The organism is Bacillus sp. FSL K6-1006, from assembly GCF_038593175.1.
In the GTDB taxonomy this organism is placed as follows: domain Bacteria; phylum Bacillota; class Bacilli; order Bacillales; family Bacillaceae; genus Bacillus; species Bacillus safensis.
Genome location: NZ_CP151970.1, coordinates 643,142 through 661,946, shown reverse-complemented (window position 1 = coordinate 661,946; position 18,805 = coordinate 643,142). Strand labels below are relative to the sequence as shown.

At 45.7% G+C, this 18,805-nt stretch carries 18 protein-coding genes and 1 riboswitch; of the genes, 1 reads left to right on the top strand and 17 read right to left on the bottom strand.

The annotated features are described in order from the left end of the window. Positions 1-9: 9 nt before the first annotated feature. Genes NSS65_RS03320 through NSS65_RS03310 form a run of 3 tightly spaced genes read right to left on the bottom strand, consistent with a single transcriptional unit; the run spans position 10 to position 2,714 of the window. Positions 10-675, bottom strand: a complete 666-nt coding sequence (locus tag NSS65_RS03320) for a 3-oxoacid CoA-transferase subunit B (RefSeq protein WP_024426691.1) — start codon at positions 673-675, stop codon at positions 10-12. Further along, complete coding sequence (locus tag NSS65_RS03315) at positions 651-1,337, bottom strand: CoA transferase subunit A (protein ID WP_034282829.1); 687 nt, start codon at positions 1,335-1,337, stop codon at positions 651-653. Before NSS65_RS03315 ends, NSS65_RS03320 begins: the two co-directional genes overlap by 25 nt. 12 nt (positions 1,338-1,349) lie before the next feature. After that, positions 1,350-2,714: an aspartate aminotransferase family protein gene (locus NSS65_RS03310; protein ID WP_024426693.1), complete on the bottom strand. Its 1,365-nt coding sequence runs from the start codon at positions 2,712-2,714 to the stop codon at positions 1,350-1,352. A 191-nt stretch (positions 2,715-2,905) separates the two neighbouring features. Here NSS65_RS03310 and NSS65_RS03305 point away from each other — a divergent pair, with 191 nt between their 5' ends. Continuing rightward, positions 2,906-4,564 (top strand): PucR family transcriptional regulator, encoded by a 1,659-nt coding sequence (locus tag NSS65_RS03305; RefSeq protein ID WP_024426694.1) that lies wholly within the window; start codon positions 2,906-2,908, stop codon positions 4,562-4,564. On the opposite strand, the gene ablB is transcribed toward NSS65_RS03305, so the two are convergent. The 14 genes from ablB to purE form a co-directional block, all read right to left on the bottom strand. Then, a complete protein-coding gene (gene ablB / locus NSS65_RS03300; protein ID WP_268480819.1) occupies positions 4,559-5,404 on the bottom strand; it encodes a putative beta-lysine N-acetyltransferase in 846 nt (281 codons plus the stop codon). The genes NSS65_RS03305 and ablB overlap by 6 nt on opposite strands. A gap of 21 nt (positions 5,405-5,425) precedes the next feature. Beyond that, the gene (locus NSS65_RS03295; RefSeq protein ID WP_024424515.1) at positions 5,426-5,620 is read right to left on the bottom strand and encodes a hypothetical protein; all 195 of its coding nucleotides are present in this window, start codon (positions 5,618-5,620) and stop codon (positions 5,426-5,428) included. 111 nt (positions 5,621-5,731) lie between these two features. Next, positions 5,732-7,006 carry a phosphoribosylamine--glycine ligase gene (gene purD, locus NSS65_RS03290; RefSeq protein WP_046314136.1) on the bottom strand — a complete coding sequence of 425 codons (1,275 nt, stop codon included), beginning with the start codon at positions 7,004-7,006 and terminating at the stop codon, positions 5,732-5,734. Between the two features lie 12 nt (positions 7,007-7,018). After that, positions 7,019-8,557: a bifunctional phosphoribosylaminoimidazolecarboxamide formyltransferase/IMP cyclohydrolase gene (purH, locus tag NSS65_RS03285; protein ID WP_268480820.1), complete on the bottom strand. Its 1,539-nt coding sequence runs from the start codon at positions 8,555-8,557 to the stop codon at positions 7,019-7,021. A 15-nt stretch (positions 8,558-8,572) separates the two neighbouring features. Next, a complete protein-coding gene (gene purN, locus NSS65_RS03280) occupies positions 8,573-9,142 on the bottom strand; it encodes a phosphoribosylglycinamide formyltransferase (protein WP_024424512.1) in 570 nt (189 codons plus the stop codon). Then, on the bottom strand, positions 9,139-10,179 hold the full coding sequence (purM, locus tag NSS65_RS03275) for a phosphoribosylformylglycinamidine cyclo-ligase (protein WP_024424511.1): 1,041 nt from the start codon (positions 10,177-10,179) through the stop codon (positions 9,139-9,141). Before purM ends, purN begins: the two co-directional genes overlap by 4 nt. 96 nt (positions 10,180-10,275) lie before the next feature. Continuing rightward, complete coding sequence (gene purF / locus NSS65_RS03270) at positions 10,276-11,706, bottom strand: amidophosphoribosyltransferase (RefSeq protein WP_024424615.1); 1,431 nt, start codon at positions 11,704-11,706, stop codon at positions 10,276-10,278. Then, a complete protein-coding gene (gene purL, locus NSS65_RS03265; RefSeq protein ID WP_034282838.1) occupies positions 11,682-13,913 on the bottom strand; it encodes a phosphoribosylformylglycinamidine synthase subunit PurL in 2,232 nt (743 codons plus the stop codon). The genes purF and purL overlap by 25 nt, the downstream gene beginning before the upstream one ends. Beyond that, complete coding sequence (gene purQ, locus NSS65_RS03260; protein ID WP_034282840.1) at positions 13,897-14,580, bottom strand: phosphoribosylformylglycinamidine synthase subunit PurQ; 684 nt, start codon at positions 14,578-14,580, stop codon at positions 13,897-13,899. Before purQ ends, purL begins: the two co-directional genes overlap by 17 nt. Next, the gene (gene purS / locus NSS65_RS03255) at positions 14,577-14,831 is read right to left on the bottom strand and encodes a phosphoribosylformylglycinamidine synthase subunit PurS (RefSeq protein ID WP_003214349.1); all 255 of its coding nucleotides are present in this window, start codon (positions 14,829-14,831) and stop codon (positions 14,577-14,579) included. Before purS ends, purQ begins: the two co-directional genes overlap by 4 nt. After that, entirely contained in the window at positions 14,824-15,546 is a 723-nt protein-coding gene (gene purC, locus NSS65_RS03250; RefSeq protein WP_024426700.1) for a phosphoribosylaminoimidazolesuccinocarboxamide synthase, read from the bottom strand. Before purC ends, purS begins: the two co-directional genes overlap by 8 nt. 72 nt (positions 15,547-15,618) lie before the next feature. Next, positions 15,619-16,914 (bottom strand): adenylosuccinate lyase, encoded by a 1,296-nt coding sequence (gene purB, locus NSS65_RS03245; RefSeq protein WP_024426701.1) that lies wholly within the window; start codon positions 16,912-16,914, stop codon positions 15,619-15,621. Next, positions 16,911-18,053, bottom strand: a complete 1,143-nt coding sequence (purK, locus tag NSS65_RS03240; RefSeq protein ID WP_280806486.1) for a 5-(carboxyamino)imidazole ribonucleotide synthase — start codon at positions 18,051-18,053, stop codon at positions 16,911-16,913. Before purK ends, purB begins: the two co-directional genes overlap by 4 nt. Beyond that, positions 18,046-18,534, bottom strand: coding sequence for a 5-(carboxyamino)imidazole ribonucleotide mutase (gene purE / locus NSS65_RS03235; protein WP_326135362.1), 489 nt, complete (start codon positions 18,532-18,534; stop codon positions 18,046-18,048). The genes purK and purE overlap by 8 nt, the downstream gene beginning before the upstream one ends. Before the next feature lie 169 nt (positions 18,535-18,703). Beyond that, a riboswitch (purine riboswitch) is annotated at positions 18,704-18,805 on the bottom strand.

The following is an 18,805-nucleotide window of genomic DNA, read 5'->3' as shown; positions in this document are numbered from 1 at the left end:
TCATCCTTTCTACACAACAGATTTGACATCAGGCGCTAAAATGAGCGGCGCCTCTGTCGCCCTCATGACATCTTCCGGCTGATACGGCGGCATGACTTCACGCAAAATGAGCAGCTGTGACTTGACCTCAATGACTGCCATATCCGTAATAATCAGGTCCACACAAGACTTAGCAGTTAAGGGCAGCGTGCAGGCTGCTTTTATCTTAGATTGTCCGTGTTTATCAAGGTGGCTCATCACGACCACCACCTTTTTCGCTTTTTGCGCAAGTTCAATGGCTCCACCCATACCCGGCACTCGTTTCCCTGGCACAATCCAATTGGCAAGATCCCCATGACTGCTGACTTCAAGTGCACCTAAAATGGTCATATCCAGCATCCCTTTGCGAATGATGCCAAAAGCGGTTGTGCTGTCCATATATGAGCCGCCTTTTGTTAACGTAATGGGAAAACCGCCGGCATTGCACAAATTCGGATCTTCTTCCCCTTGTACTGGTGAACCGCCTGCTCCCATAATGCCGTTTTCTGCATGCAGCCACACCTCGTAATGTGCTGGGATGTACTCAGCTGCAAGGGTCGGGATGCCGATCCCAAGATTCACAATCATGCCATCTTCAATTTCCTGTGCCGCGCGTTTGGCTATGCGGTGTCTTAAATCGATGTCTCCCATGCCCATGTCCAGTTCACTCCTTTTGATTGCACGATCTGGTTCACAAATACGCCTGGTGTGACGATTTCCTCTGGATGAAGCCCGCCCACAGGCACAATCTCTTCTACTTCCGCAATGGTCCAATCTCCTGCCATCGCCACAATCGGGTTTGTATTCCGTGCACTTTTATCAAAAATCAGATTGCCTGCTTCATCTGCTTTGAGGGCATTCACAATCGCGATATCTGCAGTCAGTGCAGGCTCAAGAATATACTTCTTTCCATCCAGCTGAACCAATTGTTTCTCATCAAGATTGAGGCTATCCATGCCGACATCTGTCACAATGCCCGCTAAACCCATCCCGCCTGCCCTGATCTTTTCTGCCAGGATGCCCTGCGGGTAAAAAAGAACGTCTAGTGTACCTGCCTGCATTTTCTGCCCGGCAATTGGATTTGAGCCAATATGAGAGGCAATGATTTTCTTCACTCTTCCTTCTGTGATCAGCCTGCCAACACCGATTTGCGGGAAGCCTGCATCGTTTCCGATCAATGTCAGGTCTTTGATATTGGCTTCTAAAATGGCATCGATCAATGATGGCGGGGACCCCACACCGCCAAAGCCGCCAAACATGATGGTCATTCCGTCTCTAAAATGCGTGATGACTTGATCAAAGTTCGCTGTTTTGTTCATCATCTTTCCTCCCTACATGGCAGATGGGAAAAACCCTCGATTGATGACTTCTTGCTCGACCTGCGTCATTGTCTGCCCGAATAAATGAATCAGTTCATCCATCTCCTGCTGCGTAATGGAAAGCGGCGGTGCGATCATGACCGCTGCACCTCCCACACCATCCTCTCCAGCGCTTGCTGGGTAAACAAGCAAACCATTTTGCTTGGCCGTCTCCACAACTAAATGCGTCATTTGAGCATGGGCAGGAAATGGTGTTTTCGATAATCGGTCTGCGACAAACTCAATGCCAATGAGCAGTCCCTTTCCTCTCACATCCCCTATGATGGAATGTTTTGTTTGCAAATCCTTTAAAGCATTCATTAAATATCGGCCAGACAGATCAGCCCGTTCTGAAAGCTGGTGTTTTTTCATGTATCGAATGACAGCCAGTGAGACGGCTGCTGAAAGCGGATTGCCGCTATAAGTGTGGCCTGCCATCACAGAGCCCGAACCGCTGAGAATCGGTGCAATCACATGATCCGCTGAGACAGCTGCCGCAATTGGTGAATAGCCGGCGCTCATGCCTTTTCCGAGTACCATAATATCTGGTACGACGCCCCAATGTTCCATGGCAAACATTTTCCCAGTTCGTCCAAAGCCTGTCATGACTTCATCTGCAATCATTAAAATATCGTTTTCCTCACAAACTCGCTTCATCGCCGCAAAATATCCATCTGGCGGAACAAGCGCCGCGCCCGCTGCTCCAACAATCGGCTCTGCAATAAAAGCCGCAATCCTCTCTTTTCCTATACGCTGAATGACAGTTTTAAATTCCTGTACATACCATTCGACCTGCTTGCTTTCTTCCTTTGGCAGCCACGAACGGTAGCTGTATGGCGGAGACAGCACCGGGTGTTTTTCGAGCAGTGGTTCAAAGCGCTCTCTCCTTGCAATATGACCTGACATCGACAGCGCACCGAGTGTGATGCCGTGATAACTCATCCATCTTGAAATGATGTGATTCTTCTCAGCCTTCCCCTGCTCCTGCCAATGCTGAATGGCAATTTTCATGGCGGTCTCTGTTGCCTCTGATCCGCTTCCGACAAAAAAAGACCAGTTCAGGTTCCCTGGGCAGAGCGTACTCAATTCATAGGCAAGTTCTTCTGCTGGTTCATTTGTGAATTGTGATCTGTACGTAAAGCTCACCTTTTCCGCTTGCTCTGTCATGGCATCAATGATGTCTCGTATGCCATGTCCAATACTCGCCGTGACAGCACCTGATGAGCCGTCTAAATATTTTTTCCCGTCCCGATCATATAAATAAATCCCCTCTCCTTTCACAGCCACAGGATAATGCTGATTCAACATCGGTTTGATTAAGTAATCCCGGGTCTCCACTTTGTCATTCCTCCCTCTCTCGTCAGCAGCTGCATCTTTCTTTTTTCATGAATCGCAAGAAAATTTTGTATACTTGTTATAAGATTAGCTTAATCAAGAGGGCAGTCATCCTCCATTCGCCACATGCCCGAATTTCACACGTATTTTTTATACATCATGTATAAGAGTGTTCAAAAGGAGGTCATGAGTCTATGGCGATTCTCGTCAAAGATGCACTCTCGCTCGATATCATGAAGGAAACAAAGCTGCTTGCTGGGGAAAATGGACTGGACCGTCTCATTCAGTGGGTGACCATCGTGGAAATTATCGAAGATACTTCAAGGCTTTCAGAAGGGGAACTGCTCGTCACAACCGGCTTTGGGCTTGCAGACAATCAGGAAAGGCGCACCCGGCTTGAGGAGCTGATTCAATCTCAACGTCTATCAGCCATTGCGATTTATAAAGGCGTATACTTAACAGAAATTCCGGCATCACTGATCGAAGCTGCCAAAAACAGCGGCATTCCACTCATCGAGATTCCTTCACATGTCAACTTCTCAGACATTACAAAAGCCGTCCTAGAGCAAATCGTCAGCAGCCAGCTCCATCAGCTTAAATATTCTTCAGCCATTCACCAAAGACTGACCCATTTAAATGTCAGCAATAAAAATGTCACACAAATTACAGATGAGCTGGCACATCTCACTTCGGCAAACATCGTCGTGCTTGATGTTTTTTTACATCAAACAGCAGCTCATCTCATAAAAGATGAAGTGACGTACGCTCCTGCTTTTGGCTTTCTGACAGATCATGAACCAATCGAAACGACGCCTCTTCTCAAGCAGGCTGAGGAGAAAGGACGGCTCGTTTATGACACGTGCGGTGCGTTTGTCCTCGCTGCATGTCCAGTGATTGCGATGGGCGATATTTTCGGATTTATTGTATCTTTAAAGAAAAAGGATGCGTGGCATCATCTCGACGCGATTGCCATCGAGCATGCCGGGGCGGTGTATGCGATTGAATGGCTGAAGCAAAAAGCCATTCAAGATACAGAAAACCAAATGCAAGGTCATTTGTTAGATGATATTTTGCAGCAGCAATACACAGAAGAAAGCTATGTGGTCGAACAGGCAACAAAGCTGCAATACGATATGAGCGATGAGCAGGTGGTCATCTACTTTCAATTTCAGCATCAGCACACACAGCTCGATCACCAAATGATGCAGCGCCTGTCTCAATTGCTCACGTCGATATTTGAACGCAGACATATTCCTTTTTTACTTAAAACAAGGCTCGATTCCATTTTTGTTCTTACGCCAGCAGGAAAAAAAGCATTTCAAGAAGCGGAGTGGTATCGTGCAGCAGAGGAGTGCCGGAGCACTTGGTCTTATTTTTTTCCCGTCCATCCGATTGTGATTGGCATCGGGAGAGCCTATGACCAAATCGGTCTCTTTGCAAAAAGCGCGAAGGAAGCACAGTATGCAGCAAGGCTTCTTCCACTTTTAAAGACAGACGAATGCATCATTCATTATCAGAAGCTCGGCTTATACGGGATGCTGCTTGAAATGAATGAAGCGGGTATGAATTTGCATGACTTTTACGTGGAGCTGTTAAGTCCCTTGCTTTATACGAAAAAACAGGGGGCTGACCTGATCCATACACTCGAAGTGTATTTGGCACACAATGAAAATATTCAAAAATCTGCGGGGGAATTGTTTATTCACAGGCATACATTAAGCTATCGCTTAAAACAAATTGAAACGAGAACAGGCTGCAGCCTCAAATCCACGGATGACCGGATGAAGCTGCAGCTCAGTATCATGGCGTACCGCCTATCTGGTCTGCTTGATCAGATGAGAACCATTTCATGATTCATTCGGCGTTTTCACCCATAGATTCATATCTTCAATTTTGTCAAAAATATAGCAGTTGTTTTGGAAACGCCCGGTATACGTATAGCCGAGCTGATAAAACACTTGGTTCATTCCATAGGACAGTGCACGTGCGAGAGAATAAAAGACATAGATGTGCATGGATTGAAGTTCTTTTTCGAGTGCTAGAATCAAATGATGCATGAATCCTAGTTTTCTGTATGATGGAAGGGTCGCACAATCTGTTAATTCCGCATGACCATACGGCGCATTGATTTCAGCGGATGCCGCACTCACAATGTTCCCGTCATGTTCAACGACATAAAAGACCGTCCCTTCCTCCATCACCTTTTGGATGTAATCTGGCTCATTCATTGGCGTAGGATACGTTTCAAAAACGGTATCATAGAGCTTTGCCAGCTTGTGAATATCCTTCGGATCGGCTTTCCTCATCACATACTCATCCTGCCACGTGCCTTGGTCTTTTTTGAGAGGCTTTTTCTGAATAGACGCAACAATTTCATCTTCCTTCAGCCAATACGGGCTGTTCATCCGATCCTCCGTCAGAAAGAGCGACATGCCGTACGCATCACTTCCAAGGAAATAATGAGAAAACACGCCTTCAAGCCGAAAGCCTTTTTCTAAAAAAAGAGGCATATGCTCACGCCTGACTTTCACAATGACCTTAGAAGCCTTGCAGTCTGCCGCTTCCTGAAGAACCGACTGAATCACATCCCTCACCCTGCCGCTGTAGTCATCCAAACGGATGCGCTCATTAAATGAATCAATACAGATCGAGGCAGAAAAACGCTCGTTTGCAAGTTCCTTCAATTGCACCATATACTCATCCTCTCTTATAAATCAGCTAATAAAAAAAATCCAAATGGAAAATGAAACAATGACGATACCAGAAAAAATCGACATGATCATATACCTAATGGCTGAGCCTTTTTTGGCTTTGTTTTGCTTTCTTGCTTCATACATGATGAGATTGGAGAACAGTATAAATAAAATAAGTAACACAATTGCAAATAGAATGATTCCTTGAATGACCATGCTGCCTCCTCATAAACTCGTCATCCCATACTACTTCTTCATATTCAATCATCATCCCTTCTCATGAACAAAAAACACCTTTCCATCTCGTCAGATAGAAAGGTGTTTTGATTAAACGTTCTTCCCTGCAGCCTTCAGCGCACGGGCACCGATGTCACGGCGATAAAATAGACCTGGCTGTATGATTTCTTCAACCGCTTCATACACTCTTGATCTTGCCGCTTCAAATGTGTCGTCAAATGCGGTCACATTCGCTACACGGCCGCCATTTGTGACGAATTGATCGTTTTCTTTTTTTGTTCCTGCGTGGAAGGTCACGACATCAGAGACGGTCGTTTGCAAGGCACCGATCGGCGTCCCTTTTGCATAGTCTTCTGGGTATCCTTCTGATGCAAGAACCACACTAACAGCTGCAGTGTCTTTCCACTGTAAGTCCACATCTTTTCCATCAAGAATATCGAGGAATACTTGGACTAGATCTGATTCAAGACGAGGGAGAACCACCTGCGTTTCAGGGTCGCCAAAGCGTGCATTGAATTCAATCACCTTTGAGCCTTCTGGTGTCAGCATTAAGCCCGCATATAAAATGCCTGTAAATGGACGCCCTTCCTGCACCATCGCGCGAGCTGCCGGTTTGACGACATCTTCCACCGCTTTTTGGACGACTTCATCTGAAATTTGCGGAACTGGTGAATAAGCGCCCATCCCGCCGGTATTCGGCCCTTTGTCATCTTCAAAGGCCCGTTTGTGATCCTGCGCAATCACCATCGGGTACACCTTTTCTCCGTTGACAAAAGCCATGAGTGAAAATTCTTCGCCTGTTAAAAATTCTTCGATGACAACAGATGCACTTGCATCGCCAAACTTTTCATCCTCTAAGAAATCATGCAGACAATCGACCGCCTCTTCCAGCGTCATGGCCACTGTGACGCCTTTTCCTGCGGCAAGCCCGTCTGCTTTAATAACAATCGGCGCACCCTTTTCTTCCACATATGCCTTTGCTTCTTCAAACGAGGTAAAGGCAGCGTAAGCAGCCGTCGGGATATCGTAATTCTTCATTAAATCTTTTGCAAATTCCTTTGAGCCTTCAATGACCGCAGCTTTTGCATTCGGTCCAAATACCTTTAGACCTGCTTCTTCAAATGCATCAACGACACCTGCGATTAAAGGAACCTCTGGACCGACAATGGTTAAGCCGATTTCGTTTTCTTTTGCAAAACGAATTAATGACTCATGATCGCCTTCGTCGATTGGTACAAGCTTCGCAGCATCTGTCATTCCATCATTGCCGGGTGCGACAAATACTTGGCTGACAAGTTCACTTTGATTCACTTTCCATGCGATGGTATGCTCTCTTCCGCCTCTGCCGATAATTAGTACGTTCACACTGTCATCCCCTTAATGTTTGAAATGTCTAACGCCAGTGAAGACCATGGCGATGCCGTATTCATCTGCCTTTTGAATCGATTCTTCATCACGAATAGATCCGCCTGGCTGAATGATCGCTGTGACGCCTGCCTTTGCAGCAGCTTCCACTGTATCGCCCATTGGGAAGAATGCATCAGAGCCTAGTGCGCTTCCTTTTGCCTTTTCACCTGCTTGCTCAATGGCAATGTTAGCTGAGCCCACACGGTTCATTTGACCAGCACCGATCCCTGCTGTCATTTGATCTTTCGCAAGGACAATAGCATTTGATTTCACATGCTTGACGACTTTCCAAGCTAGCTTTAAGTCTTTCCATTCGTCTTCTGTTGGTTCTCTTTTCGTTGGAATAGAGATGGTTGCTTCCTCTAAGCCGTACGTGTCAATATCCTGAACAAGCAGTCCGCCATGGACACTTGTCAGCTGCTTTTCTTTTTTCCCGAGATCCGCTTCTACATCTAATGTTAATAGACGAAGGTTCTTTTTCGCCGTTAACACGTCAAGCGCTTCTTGGCTGAACGATGGGGCGATGACAATTTCTAAGAAAATCGTATGCAGCACGTCAGCTGTTTGTTTGTCTACTTCACGGTTAAGTGCCACAATGCCGCCAAAAATAGAAGTTTCATCTGCCTTGAATGCTCGGTCAAATGCTTCTGCAATCGTTTCTCCTGTGCCAACGCCGCACGGGTTCATATGCTTCACAGCGACAGCTGCCGGCTCCGTGAATTCACGTACAATTTGGAGAGCGGCATCTGCATCTTTGATATTGTTGTAGGAAAGTTCTTTTCCATGTAATTGCTTTGCAGTAGCCAAAGAACCTTTGGCTGGAAGAGCATTTTCATAGAAAGTCGCCGCTTGGTGCGGGTTTTCTCCATAACGAAGGGATTGTTTTTTCTCAAACGTGACAGTGAACTGTTCTGGCTCTGTTTCGCCCACAAAGTTTGTTAAGTAATCCGCAATCAGAGCATCGTATGCAGCCGTATGACGGAATACCTTGGCAGCGAGCTCACGCTTTTTCTCTAGTGACACGCCGCCGTCTTTGATTTGCTGAATGACTGTATCATAGTCACGAGGATCGACAATCACGGTTACGTCTTGGTGGTTTTTTGATGCTGCACGAAGCATTCCCGGTCCGCCAATATCAATGTTTTCAATCGCTTCTTCATACGTCACATCGTCTTTTGATATCGTCTCTTTGAATGGATAGAGATTCACGACAACAAGATCAATCGGCTGAATGCCATGCTTCTCAATCTGTGCCATATGCTCATCGTTTTCTCTCACTGCTAAAAGTCCGCCATGAATGTTCGGGTGAAGTGTTTTGAGTCGTCCGTCCATGATTTCAGGGAATCCAGTGACTTCTGAAATTCCAATGACATCAATGCCGTTCTCTTGAAGAAGCTTATGTGTACCTCCAGTTGAAATCACTTCAACGCCAAGTTCTGTTAATTCTTTCACAAAAGGTACAAGATTCGTTTTATCGGAAACACTGATTAATGCGCGTTTGATCGTCATGCCTTCGTCACCTCATTAAGATAATTCTAAAAGTGATTTGATCACTTTTGGATATAGTGTGTGTTCTAGTTCATGCATTCTTTTTTCAATCGATTCAAGCTCTTCCCCTTGTTCGATATAAATCGCGGCTTGGTCAATAATCGGGCCGGTATCCATACCTTCGTCGACAAAATGGACAGTGATTCCTGCCACTTTGACGCCTGCTTGATAGGCTTGTCCAATGGCATCCAGTCCTGGGAAGGCTGGCAGCAAGGATGGGTGGATATTGACAATTTTCCCTCTGAATGCTTCAAGTAATGTCGGACCAATCAGTCTCATATACCCAGCAAGGAAAATCCATTCCACTTCATGCAGCCTAAGCTGTTCAATGATTGTTTGTTCAAAAGCGGCTTTATTCGGAAAAGCCTTCGGGGTAAATGCAAAGGAGGGAATGCCCTCTTTCTCAGCACGCTCCAGCACCTTTGCACCTGGTTTATCACAAATCACAATGGCGGCCTCTGCCTGCCACTGTTCTTTTTTTAATGTATCCATAATGGCTTGAAAATTCGTCCCGCTTCCAGAGGCGAAGATCGCAAACTTCTTCATGAGAGGCTTCCACCGCCGAATGTGACACCTTCTCCTTTTTGAACACGACCGATGAGAAAGGCTTTCTCTCCGTCTTCTTCAAGTCCTCTGATCACTTCGACAAGGTCATCTTCTTTTACCGCTAAGACAAAGCCAATGCCCATATTAAACACGTTGAACATTTCTTCTGCCTTTAACTGTCCTTTTTCTTGAATAAAGGAGAAAATTGGCGGTACTGGCCATGAGCCGTTATCAATCTCAACGCCAAGCCCTTCAGGCAGCATACGCGGTAAATTTTCAATAAAGCCGCCGCCTGTCACATGTGCCATGCCGTCAATCTTGCCGGCTTTTACTTGTTTGAGAACAGGCTTCACATAAATTTTGGTCGGTTCAAGCAGCTCTTCTCCAAGCGGTCTTGTAAAGGGTTCATACGTTTGATGCAGATCCAGACCAGCGTCTTCCAGCAATACTTTACGAACGAGGGAGTACCCATTGCTATGAATTCCGCTTGAGCTGAGTCCAATAAGCAAGTGCCCCTCTTTAATGCTCTCTCCTGTCACGATTTCATCCTTTTCAACGACGCCTACTGAAAAACCAGCAATATCATATTCATCTTCTGTGTAAAGACCCGGCATTTCTGCTGTTTCTCCGCCGACAAGCGCTGAACCAGACTGCTCACAGCCGTCAGCCACACCTTTGACGATTGATTCAATTTTTATCGGATCTGCTTTACCAACTGCTAAGTAATCTAAGAAAAAGAGCGGCTCTGCCCCTTGTGCCAGCACATCGTTCACACACATTGCCACGGCATCAACACCGATCGTATCGTGTTGATCCATTAAAAAGGCAAGCTTTAATTTTGTTCCGACACCATCTGTTCCTGAGACAAGAACGGGCTTTTTGTATGGCAGCTCAGATAAATCAAACATACCGCCAAATCCGCCTAGAGCACCCATGACGCCTGCTCTTTTTGTACGTTCTACGTGTGTTTTCATTCGTTTGACGGCTTCGTATCCTGCTTCGATGTCGACACCGGCGTTTTTATATGCTTCTGACATCCCATTCACTCCTTTTAGCTGCTTCTCTTCCATTTATTTTCAGCAGAATGAAAGAGCAGCATATCAAATCATCTTGACTGCTGCTCCTTTATTCGATTATTTCGTCAGTGCTGTTTCCTTCACATGCGGAAGAACAGTATCTTCATAAATTTCAGTCGGGTATTTCCCAGTAAAGCATGCTAAACATTGACCGCGCTGCGGATCATCATACTTCCTGCCAATCCCGTCCATTAAACCGTCTACAGATAAAAATGCAATGGAGTCTGCACCGATTTCCTGTCTAATTTCTTCCACTGAATGAGAAGAAGCAATCAGCTCTTCATGTGTGGACGTATCAATTCCATAAAAACATGGATGTGCGATTGGCGGTGAACTAATGCGCACATGGACTTCCGTCGCACCCGCTTCTCTTAGCATCGTCACAATGCGGCGGCTCGTAGTTCCGCGTACGATGGAATCATCCACCATCACGACACGTTTTCCTTCGACGACCCCGCGCACAGCAGACAGCTTCATGCGCACGCCCTGCTCACGCAATGCTTGAGACGGCTGAATAAACGTCCGGCCGACATAACGGTTTTTAATCAAACCGAGCTCATATGGAATACCTGTTGCTTCGGCATATCCAATTGCTGCAGAAATACTCGAATCTGGTACACCTGTCACGACATCTGCTTCGACATGCGCTTCCTCGGCAAGCTTTTTGCCAAGGTTCTTTCTCGCACTATGCACGTTGATGCCGTTGATATTGCTGTCAGGTCTTGAGAAATAAATGTATTCCATGCTGCACATGCTGCGGTTAATGTTCATGGAGAAGCGTTCAGATTTCAGGCCTTCATCATTAATGATCAGCATTTCGCCAGGCTCCACATCTCGTAAATACGTGGCACCGACAACATCAAATGCACATGTTTCAGAAGCAACCACATACGCGTCCCCAAGCATACCAAGTGAAAGCGGACGTAAGCCGTTCGGATCAAGTGCCACAATCATTTCTGTTTCCGTCATAATTAAGAAAGCATATGCGCCTTTAAGCATGGACAGGGCATTTTTGATCTGCTCTTTCAATTCAACATAGCCGCTGCGCTTAATTAAATGAGCGAGCACTTCAGTGTCAGAAGATGTTTGGAATATACTCCCCTGGTTCTCTAGCTGCTGCTTTAATTGCGTTGCATTCACTAAGTTCCCATTATGAGCAAGGGCAAGACTGCCGTTGTTTTGCGAGCGGAAGAAGAGGGGCTGCACATTTTCAAAGCCGCCTCCGCCTGCTGTCGCATACCGAACGTGTCCGATCGCTCCTTTGCCTTTCAGATCCTTTAGCTCACCGTTTTGAAAGACTTCCGTAATCAGTCCAAGGCCTTTATGTGCCGTCAGGTTTTCACCATCTGTTGCAATGATTCCCGCACCCTCTTGTCCGCGGTGCTGAAGACTATGCAATCCGTAATATGTGATTTGCGGGGCTTCTTCGTGTCCCCAAACCCCAAAGACGCCACACTCTTCGTTTAAGCCTCTGATTTCAGCAAGCATGGGATCGCTCCTTTCCATGCGCGTTCAAGCTCGTTGACCGCTGCATGAATCCATTGTTGTCCTTCTTGATTTTTGACAGTGAATACACCATCATTTGTGACCGTTCCAACTTCTTTCGCATCTTTGACAGCCGCAGCAAATGCTTCGCGGTGCTCTGGTTTCACTGTGACGACAAAACGTGACTGAGTTTCACTGAATAATGAAGCTTCGCTGTTTAAATCAATTTGGATATGAGCGCCAAGACCATCTGTTCCAAATGTACTTTCAGCAAGTGCAACACCAAGACCGCCTTCAGACACATCGTGTGCTGATTGAACAAGTCCGTTTTGAATCGCAGCAAGAAGGGCTTCCTGACGCGTGAGCTCTACATCCAAATCAATTTCCGGTGCTTTTCCGTAAATACGGCCTTCTGTCATCTTTTGAAGCTCACTGCCTGCAAATTCTTCCTTCGTCTCACCTATGATGAAAATCACATCGCCAGCCTGCTGGAACGACTGCGTCGTAATATGAGCTGTGTCTTCGACCAAACCAACCATTCCAATGACTGGTGTTGGGTAAATCGCTGTTCCATTTGATTCGTTATATAAAGAGACGTTACCACCGATAACTGGTGTGCTTAGCTTGCGGCATGCTTCGCTAATACCGTCAGCAGATTTTTCTATTTGCCAGAAAATTTCTGGTTTCTCTGGGTTACCGAAGTTCAGGTTATCTGTTACTGCAAGCGGACGAGCGCCTGAGCACACAATGTTGCGTGCTGCTTCTGCCACTGCGATTTTCCCGCCGACTTCTGGATCAAGGTAAAGATAACGTGCGTTACAATCGGTTGTCATCGCAAGGGCTTTTTTCGTTCCGCGAATTCTTAAAACGCCCGCATCGGAGCCTGGTGCAACGACTGTATTTGTCCGAACCATGTAGTCATATTGATCATAAACCCATTCTTTACTTGCAATTGTCGGCTGCTGAAGGAGCTGCTTTAACGTGTCGGCTGCATCTGCGATAGCAGGTGCTTCAACTTTTGTTTCTAAAAACTCACGATAGTATGCAGGCTCACTTGACGGCTTGTGATAAACCGGCGCTTCTTCTGCAAGTGCATCAACAGGAAGCTCACATACCACTTCACCTTGATGAAGTAAACGAAGCATTTTATCGTCTGTCACATGACCGACTGATACCGCTTCAAGATCGTATTTTTCAAAAATATCAATGATTTCTTGTTCACGGCCTTTTTCAATGACCAAAAGCATTCTTTCTTGAGATTCAGACAGCATCATTTCGTATGCGGACATGCCTGTTTCACGCTGCGGTATGAGATCTAGATTCATCTCGATACCAGAACCTGCTTTACTCGCCATTTCAGCACTTGAGCTTGTTAAGCCAGCCGCTCCCATATCCTGAATTCCAACGAGTGCATCGTTTTTGATGACTTCAAGGCACGCTTCAAGCAGCAGTTTTTCCATGAACGGATCACCGACTTGAACAGCTGAGCGTTTTTCTTCTGATTCATCAGAAAATTCCTCAGATGCAAATGTTGCACCGTGAATCCCGTCACGTCCCGTTTTGGCACCAACGTACATGACCGTGTTGCCGACACCTTTTGCCTGCCCTTTTTTGATGTCCTCATGGTTGATTAATCCAACACACATCGCATTTACGAGCGGGTTGCCTTCATAGCTTTGATCGAAATGAACCTCTCCGCCGACTGTTGGAATTCCGATACAGTTTCCATAGCCTGCGATCCCTGCCACTACTTCTTCAAACAAGTACTTCACGCGCGGTGAAGTCAGTTCACCAAAACGAAGAGAGTTTAATACAGCAATTGGACGCGCACCCATGGAGAATACATCACGGATAATTCCGCCGACACCTGTCGCCGCTCCTTGATACGGTTCAATTGCAGATGGATGGTTATGTGATTCGATTTTAAATACAACCGCTTGGTTGTCTCCAATATCAACGATTCCAGCGCCTTCCCCAGGACCTTGAAGGACGTGCTCTCCTTTTGTCGGGAATTTGCTTAAAACAGGCTTTGAGTTTTTATAACTGCAATGCTCTGACCACATGACAGAAAAAATGCCCGTTTCTGTGTAGTTTGGCAGCCTGCCAATAATGGATTCGATTAAAGCGAATTCTTCATCACTCAATCCCATTTGCTGATACAATTTCTCTTCTTTAATTTGCTTGTGACTTGGTTCAAGCAGTAGTGACATGAGTGTCCCTCCAATTTTTCACGATAGATTGAAACAATTTAAGTCCGTCTGCGCTGCCTAGTAATGAATCAACCGCGCGCTCAGGGTGCGGCATCATGCCGAGTACATTGCCCTCTTCATTCGTTACACCTGCAATACGATTCACACTGCCGTTAATATCGTCTCCATAAGTGAAAGCGATTTGGCCGCGTTCAATGAGCTTCGCTAGAGTGTCTTCATCACAGTAGAAATTGCCTTCACCGTGCGCTACAGGAATCTTAATGGATTCGCCTTTTTGATAACCGCTTGTAAATGGCGTTTCGTTGTTTTCTACAATGAGTTCAACTGGACGACAGATAAATTTCAAGTCTTTATTTCGTCTCATCGCACCCGGAAGAATGCCAAGCTCCTGAAGAATTTGGAACCCGTTACAAACACCAAGAACAGGTTTCCCTTCCTCAGCTGCTTTTTTCACCGCCGGCATGATGTTTGAGAAGCGGGCGATCGCACCACATCTTAAGTAATCCCCATAAGAGAAACCGCCTGGTACGAGTACACCGTCAAATCCGTCAAGACTCGTTTCGTCGTGCCATACATATTCAACTTGTTCACCTAGCTCATCTTGAATCGCATGGTACATATCGATATCACAGTTAGAGCCAGGCAAGACGATCACTGCAAACTTCACTGTGCGACAACCTCCTCCACCTCATAGCGGTAATCTTCAATCACCGTGTTGGCAAGTAATTTTTCGCACATTTCTTTGACGACTGTGTCTAAATCACGATCTGATTTTTCAATGACAAGCTCCATGTATTTCCCAATACGGACATCCTTTACTTCCTGATAAGACATGCTGTGCAAAGCGTGCTGCACCGCACTTCCTTGTGGATCAAGAACGCTCTCTTTTAAGCTGACAAAAATTTTCACTTTATACATGTTTATGGCCTCCAAGTCTTTTGAAAATTTCTTCGTATGCATTCGTTAAGCCGCCCAGGTTTCGTCTGAACACGTCTTTATCAAGCTTTTCGTTTGTATCTTTGTCCCAAAGCCTGCACGTATCAGGTGAAATCTCATCAGCTAGCAAAATACGATTCTCGTGATCTATTCCGAATTCAAGCTTGAAATCAATTAAATTCACATGGCAGTCTGAGAAAATTTGCTTTAACTCTTCATTCACTTGTCTTGTGATTGTTTTCATTTCCTCGACCTGCTCTGGTGTCGCTGCATCTAAAATGCGGATATGATCTTCTGTAATGAGCGGATCACCGAGTGCATCATCTTTGTAGTAGAACTCAATCAAAGGTGTGTCCAGTTTTGTTCCCTCTGGAATGCCGAGGCGTTTTGACATACTGCCTGCCACTACATTACGTACAACCACTTCAAGCGGAACAATCTGCACCTTTTGAATGAGCTGCTCTGTTTCAGAAAGACGTTTCACAAAGTGATTGTTGATCCCTTTCTCATGCAGCATTTGAAAGATTAAGCTCGAAATTTCGTTGTTCAGTCTGCCTTTACCTTCGATTTCGGCTTTCTTTTCGCCGTTAAATGCTGTAGCTGAGTCTTTATATTCGACATATAAAATATGCTCGTCATCGGTCTGATAGATTTTTTTCGCTTTGCCTTCGTAGAGAAGTTCTTGTTTCACAGTCATTCAGGTTGGCCTCCTAATTTGAATGTTGGCAATTTTCAGGATTGGGCGCCTGGCAAGCAGGCGGCCCATTTCTTACGCAAGACCTAGACGTTCGAAAATCATATCGACATTTTTCAAATGATAGTTGTAATCGAAGCAGTCAGCGATTTGTTCAGGTGTTAAGCGTGACGTGATTTTTTCTTCTGCTTCTACTAATGAACGGAACGGCACTTGTTTCTCCCACGCTTCCATTGCCTTTGGCTGAACCGTGTCATATGCCTCTTCACGTGCCATGCCTGTATCGATTAATGCAAGAAGAACGCGCTGTGAGTAAATTAAGCCAAGTGTGCGGTCCATGTTGCGCTTCATGTTTTCAGGGAAAACCGTTAAGTTTTTCACGATGTTTGAGAAACGGTTGAGCATATAGTTCAGTGCAATCGTTGCATCTGGTAAAATGATGCGCTCAGCAGATGAATGAGAAATGTCACGCTCATGCCAAAGCGGTACATTTTCATAAGCTGTCAGCATATATCCACGAATCACGCGGGCAATTCCCGTCATATTTTCAGAGCCGATTGGGTTACGCTTATGCGGCATCGCTGATGATCCTTTTTGTCCTTTTGCAAAGAACTCTTCTACTTCACGTGTTTCACTCTTTTGAAGACCACGAATTTCAACAGCAAATTTCTCAATGCTCGTTGCGACTAAAGCTAGAGTAGCCATGTAATCTGCATGGCGGTCACGCTGCAAGGTTTGGGTTGAAATTGGTGCAGCTTTGATGCCAAGTTTCTCACATACATATTGCTCAACAAACGGGTCGATGTTCGCATATGTGCCAACAGCTCCAGAGATTTTGCCGTATTCAATACCAGCTTTTGCTTGTTTAAAACGTTCTAGGTTACGCTTCATTTCCTCGTACCAAAGACCAAGCTTCAGGCCAAATGTTGTCGGTTCAGCATGTACACCGTGTGTACGGCCCATCATGACGGTATATTTGTGCTCTTTTGCTTTTTCTTTTAGTATGTCAACAAATCTCTCAATGTCCTTGAGCAGGATATCGTTCGCCTGTTTTAATAGATATGAAAGCGCCGTATCCACTACGTCTGTCGATGTTAACCCGTAATGAACCCACTTTCTTTCTTCTCCTAGAGATTCAGATACAGCACGCGTAAAGGCAACCACGTCGTGGCGCGTGTCCTGTTCAATCTCTAAAATACGTCCAATATCAAAGCTTGCATTCTTGCGCATGGTCACAACGTCTTCTTTCGGAATGACGCCAAGCTCTGCCCAAGCTTCACAAGCGAGAATCTCTACTTCAAGCCATGCATTAAATTTGTTCTCCTCTGTCCAGATTGCTGACATTTCTGGTCGTGCGTAACGTTCGATCATTTCCCGTTTCCTCCATCTCTTTCAGTCCATATCTTTGTGATGTTTGTCATCCACTCATCATCGAGCTGTTTCATAAACGTCATATGCCCCATCTTGCGGCCGGCTTTTACTTCATGCTTTCCATATAGATAAAGCTTCGCTTCATTGAGAAGCTCAGGATGCTCTTTTGGAATGTCCACTTCATCGCCTAATAAATTCACCATCATTCCCTCTGATAAAAGGGCTGTACCGCCAAGCGGCAAACCACATATAGCGCGGACATGCTGTTCAAACTGACTTGTCTCACATAAATCAAGCGTATAATGACCAGAATTATGCGGGCGCGGTGCCAGTTCATTGACGAGCAGCTTTCCGTCATTTGTCAGGAACAGTTCTACAGCAAGAGTACCAACCAGCCCCAGCTTTTCAGCCAGTGTTGTTGCCAGTTCTTTCGCCTTCTCCTGAATGCGGTTCTCTACCCTTGCAGGCACAATGCTTTGGAACAAAATATTATGCTTATGAATGTTCTCAGCGACTGGGAATACTGCAATCTCTCCATGAACAGAACGAGTAACGATCACTGATAGCTCCATTTGGAATGGAACCCAGCTTTCTAAAATACAAGTTCCATGTGTAAGCAGTGCAGCTGCTTCCTGAAGCTGTCCTTTTTCTTTCATGACGTACTGTCCTTTTCCGTCGTAGCCGCCTCTGCATGTTTTCAGCACGGCTGGCAAACCGAGCACGTCCACTGCATCTTCCAGCTCTTTTTCATCATGAATGATGCGGTAAGGCGCTACTTCACAGCCTGCGTCTACAATTCCTTTTTTCTCGGTCTCACGATTTTGAGTTAGAAGAAGAAGGTCGCTTCCTTGTGGTAAATAGGCTTCTTCCTTCAGCTGATTGAGTGCATCATAATCAATATTTTCAAACTCATAAGTCACCACATCGCTGATTTCTGCCAGCTTTCGAATCGCTTCAAGATCACTATATGCGGCTGTGATTTCTTTATCGGCAACCTGTCCGCAAGGAGATTGTGCGACTGGATCTAGAACTGCTGCCCGGAACCCCATTTGCTTTGCGCTGACAGCCATGTATCTGCCAAGCTGTCCGCCGCCAATGATCCCGATGGTTGCGTTTGGAAAAATGGTCTGCTTAGCCAAGCTGATCACTGCTTTCTAGTACAGTCTGTTTTGTCTGCTCTCTTCTTTCTTCAAGACGAGCTGCGACCTTTTCATCAAATGCTGAAATCATTTGTGCGGCAAGAAGGCCTGCATTTGTTGCACCTGCTTTGCCAATTGCTACTGTAGCAACTGGTACACCGCCTGGCATTTGAACGATGGATAATAAGGAATCCAGCCCGTTTAGTGCTTTTGATTGTACAGGCACACCAATGACCGGCAGTGTCGTTTTTGCTGCGACCATCCCCGGTAAATGTGCTGCGCCTCCAGCACCGGCAATGATGACCTTTAGTCCTTTACCTCTTGCTTCAGTCGCATATTCAAACATCAAGTCAGGTGTCCGGTGTGCGGATATCACCTGTTTTTCATACGGAATGTTTAATTCCTCTAAGATGTCGCACGCATTTTTCATTGTTTCCCAATCAGATGTACTTCCCATGATGACACCTACAAGCGGCTTCATTTTGTCCCCACCTTTAAGCTGTTATTCGATTTTGTATCGTTTGACACGCTTCCCAAACCTAAGCAGCTTGTCAAACGCCGAACAAAAAGACCCGGTCTGTATTGCATTGTTAGGAAGCAACACAAACCGGGCCATGGTAAGCGCTGTTCGCTTTTGAATTGCCATGTCAGTTTTGTTCACTATCCTGCATAGTCCAGTCATTTACGGTAACTGGGTAGAAACTTATGGGCCATATTCCCAAGATTATATGAGGCTCGTGTTTTGATTTCAT

Bases quoted from the DNA above. Each gene is read 5' to 3' on its own strand.
- purL (WP_034282838.1), bottom strand. From the start codon at position 13,913: ATGTCACTACTGCTTGAACCAAGTCACAAGCAAATTAAAGAAGAGAAA.
- purN (WP_024424512.1), bottom strand. From the start codon at position 9,142: ATGAAGAAGTTTGCGATCTTCGCCTCTGGAAGCGGGACGAATTTTCAA.
- NSS65_RS03295 (WP_024424515.1), bottom strand. From the start codon at position 5,620: ATGGTCATTCAAGGAATCATTCTATTTGCAATTGTGTTACTTATTTTA.
- ablB (WP_268480819.1), bottom strand. From the start codon at position 5,404: ATGGTGCAATTGAAGGAACTTGCAAACGAGCGTTTTTCTGCCTCGATC.
- NSS65_RS03305 (WP_024426694.1), top strand. From the start codon at position 2,906: ATGGCGATTCTCGTCAAAGATGCACTCTCGCTCGATATCATGAAGGAA.
- purB (WP_024426701.1), bottom strand. From the start codon at position 16,914: ATGATCGAACGTTACGCACGACCAGAAATGTCAGCAATCTGGACAGAG.
- NSS65_RS03320 (WP_024426691.1), bottom strand. From the start codon at position 675: ATGGGCATGGGAGACATCGATTTAAGACACCGCATAGCCAAACGCGCG.
- purE (WP_326135362.1), bottom strand. From the start codon at position 18,534: ATGAAGCCGCTTGTAGGTGTCATCATGGGAAGTACATCTGATTGGGAA.
- purF (WP_024424615.1), bottom strand. From the start codon at position 11,706: ATGCTTGCTGAAATCAGAGGCTTAAACGAAGAGTGTGGCGTCTTTGGG.
- purH (WP_268480820.1), bottom strand. From the start codon at position 8,557: ATGACGATCAAACGCGCATTAATCAGTGTTTCCGATAAAACGAATCTT.
- purM (WP_024424511.1), bottom strand. From the start codon at position 10,179: ATGTCAGAAGCATATAAAAACGCCGGTGTCGACATCGAAGCAGGATAC.
- purS (WP_003214349.1), bottom strand. From the start codon at position 14,831: ATGTATAAAGTGAAAATTTTTGTCAGCTTAAAAGAGAGCGTTCTTGAT.
- purC (WP_024426700.1), bottom strand. From the start codon at position 15,546: ATGACTGTGAAACAAGAACTTCTCTACGAAGGCAAAGCGAAAAAAATC.
- NSS65_RS03315 (WP_034282829.1), bottom strand. From the start codon at position 1,337: ATGAACAAAACAGCGAACTTTGATCAAGTCATCACGCATTTTAGAGAC.